Source organism: Burkholderia sp. Se-20373, from assembly GCF_017104705.1.
GTDB lineage: Bacteria > Pseudomonadota > Gammaproteobacteria > Burkholderiales > Burkholderiaceae > Burkholderia.
This window is the reverse complement of record NZ_JAAGPH010000323.1, coordinates 1-2,071: the sequence shown is the minus strand read 5'-3', so window position 1 is coordinate 2,071 and position 2,071 is coordinate 1. Positions and strand designations below refer to the sequence as shown.

The 2,071-nt window shown below is 71.7% G+C and carries 3 protein-coding genes and 1 pseudogene; all 4 read left to right on the top strand.

Annotated features, from left to right (window positions below; translation table 11 throughout):
- Positions 1 to 787 (top strand): FAD-dependent oxidoreductase (locus G3N96_RS38495; protein ID WP_206140474.1); only part of this gene is annotated, 787 nt, incomplete at its 5' end.
- A gap of 32 nt (positions 788 to 819) precedes the next feature.
- A complete protein-coding gene (gene thiS, locus G3N96_RS38490) occupies positions 820 to 1,017 on the top strand; it encodes a sulfur carrier protein ThiS (RefSeq protein WP_031400104.1) in 198 nt (65 codons plus the stop codon).
- 49 nt (positions 1,018 to 1,066) lie between these two features.
- Positions 1,067 to 1,882 (top strand): thiazole synthase, encoded by an 816-nt coding sequence (locus G3N96_RS38485; RefSeq protein WP_034183640.1) that lies wholly within the window; start codon positions 1,067 to 1,069, stop codon positions 1,880 to 1,882.
- Positions 1,879 to 2,071, top strand: a pseudogene (locus tag G3N96_RS38480) (thiamine phosphate synthase); the annotation flags it as partial. The gene G3N96_RS38485 and the pseudogene G3N96_RS38480, both read left to right, overlap by 4 nt.

Below are 2,071 nucleotides of genomic sequence, written 5' to 3'. Positions count from 1 at the left end.
CGCGAACGCGCCGGCCGACCTGTTCGACCGCGGTTTCGTGACGCTCGCCGGCGCGCAGGTCGACGCGGCCGAGCCCGTGCTCGCGGGTCGCTTCGCGCGCGGCCTGCTGTTGCCGAACGAAGGCCAGCTCGACAATCGCCAGGCGCTGCGCGCGCTCGCGGCCGGCCTCGTCGAGCGCGGCGTCGACCTGCACTGGCATGTCACGATCGACGATGCGAACCTGCCTGCCGCGCATTTCACGATCGATTGCCGCGGGCTCGGCGCGAAACCCGCGCTGCCCGCGTTGCGCGGCATCCGCGGCGAAGTCGCGCGCGTGCACGCGCCCGGCATCGGGCTCACCCGGCCCGTGCGGTTGCTGCATCCGCGCTACCCGCTGTACATCGCACCGAAGCAGGACGATCTCTATGTGATCGGCGCGACCGAGGTGGAGGGCGAGGACATGTCGCCCGTCAGCGTGCGCTCCGCGCTCGAACTGCTGAGCGCGGCGTTTTCCGTGCATCCGGCGTTCGGCGAGGCGCGCATTCTCGAACTCAATGCGCAATGCCGGCCGACACTGCCCGATCATCGCCCGGCGGTGATCTGGGACGGCGCGTCGACGCTCGCCGTCAACGGCCTGTACCGGCACGGCTTCATGATCGCGCCGGAAGTCGCGCACGCGGCGGTCGCGTTCGCCGAAGCCGCGCTCGGCGGCGCGTTCGGCGACGCCGATGCGTTCGCCACGTGGCGCGACGCCGAGCGCTGGCCGGCGCTCCTTCATCACCGCAACGACGCGCGCCAGCCGGCCTGACGCGCGCTGCCGACCGAATTCGACGAAGCCTCATGGACATCCAGATCAACCAACAGACCCTGACGTTGCCCGACGGCGCAACGGTGGCCGACGCGCTCGTCGCGTACGGCGCGCGTCCGCCGTACGCGGTCGCGCTGAACGGCAACTTCGTCGCGCGCACGCAGCACGCGGCGCGCGCACTCGCGGCGGGCGACAAGCTCGACGTCGTGCACCCGGTCGCGGGCGGCTGAGCGCCGCCGCGTTGTTCACGCTTCGTCCCCGCTCTTTCAGGAAAACGACATGACGTCCCTCACCTCCGCCGACGCGTTGACGCTGTACGGCGAAACCTTCGCAAGCCGCGTGTTGCTCGGCACGTCGCGCTACCCGTCGCTGCAGTCGCTGTCCGATTCGATCGCCGCGTCGCGTCCCGGGATGGTGACGGTCGCGCTGCGCCGCCAGATGACCGGCGGCACGGCCGAAGCCGGCTTCTTCGACCTGCTCAAGCGCCACGCGGTGCCGCTGCTGCCGAACACGGCCGGCTGCCAGACCGTCGCCGAAGCCGTGACGACCGCGCACATGGCGCGCGAGGTCTTCGGCACCGACTGGATCAAGCTCGAACTGATCGGCGACGACTACACGCTGCAGCCCGACCCGGTCGGCCTGATCGAAGCGGCCGCGCAACTGGTCAAGGACGGTTTCAAGGTGCTGCCGTACTGCACCGAGGATCTGGTGATCGGCCGGCGCCTGCTCGACGTCGGCTGCGAGGCGCTGATGCCGTGGGGCGCGCCGATCGGCACGGGCAAGGGCGTCGTGAACCCGTACGGCCTGCGCGTGTTGCGCGAGCGGCTGCCGGACGTGCCGCTGATCGTCGACGCGGGGCTCGGGGTGCCGTCGCATGCGTGCCAGGTGATGGAGTGGGGCTTCGACGGCGTGTTGCTAAACACGGCCGTGTCGCAGGCCACGCATCCCGAGATCATGGCGCGCGCGTTTGCGCAGGGCGTCGAGGCCGGCCGTGCCGCCTATCTCGCCGGGCCGATGGATGCGCGCGAGACCGCGCATGCGAGCACCCCGGTCGTCGGGATGCCGTTCTGGCACCAGGACGGGGGCGGCGCATGAGCGCGCGTTTCGCCGATGCATTCTGGCCGCCGGCCGACGAACTGGCCGAAGCGGCCGAACGGATTCGCGCGCGGCTCGGCGACTGGCCGCGCGGCGCGGCGCCGTGGCGGCTCTGCGTCGCGGTGCCCGATGTGCCGACCGATGGCGACGTGCTGATCGTCTCGGCTGGCGACCGCGCCGCGCAGGCGC